This is a genomic window from Pseudomonas sp. 05T35 (assembly GCF_056396605.1).
In genome coordinates, this window is sequence record NZ_JBFTLU010000977.1 from 1 (window position 1) to 449 (window position 449).

Consider the following 449-nt stretch of genomic DNA (forward strand, 5'->3'; position numbering starts at 1 on the left):
GAGGCCGGCAAAACCAGCGGCTCGGTGGTGGTCGATACCCCGGCCAACGACGTCTACAAAAACGGCAGCACCGTCAGCACCACCATCGAAAGCACCACCGGTGGCAATTTCGAGCAGCTGACCCCGAGCACCACCCCGGCGGTCACCACCATYACCGATTCGATCGACAACACCGGTCTGTCCCTGGCAGCAACCGGTTCGGTCACCGAAGGCGGGCAGATCACCTACACCGCCACCCTGAGCAATCCGGCTGGCACACCGATGACTGTCACGCTCAGCAATGGCGCCGTRATCAACATCGAGGCCGGYAAAACCASCGGCTCGGTGGTGGTCGAYACCCCGGCCAACGACGTCTACAAAAACGGCAGCACCGTCAGCACCACCATCGAAAGCACCACCGGTGGCAATTTCGAGCAGCTGACCCCGAGCACCACCCCGGCGGTCACCAC

The 449-nt window shown here is 63.1% G+C and carries 1 protein-coding gene; it reads left to right on the forward strand.

Annotation, left to right across the window (positions count from 1 at the left end; genetic code table 11):
- Positions 1-449: immunoglobulin-like domain-containing protein (locus tag AC1DH9_RS30995; RefSeq protein ID WP_477809569.1), on the forward strand; the 449-nt coding region annotated here is incomplete at both ends.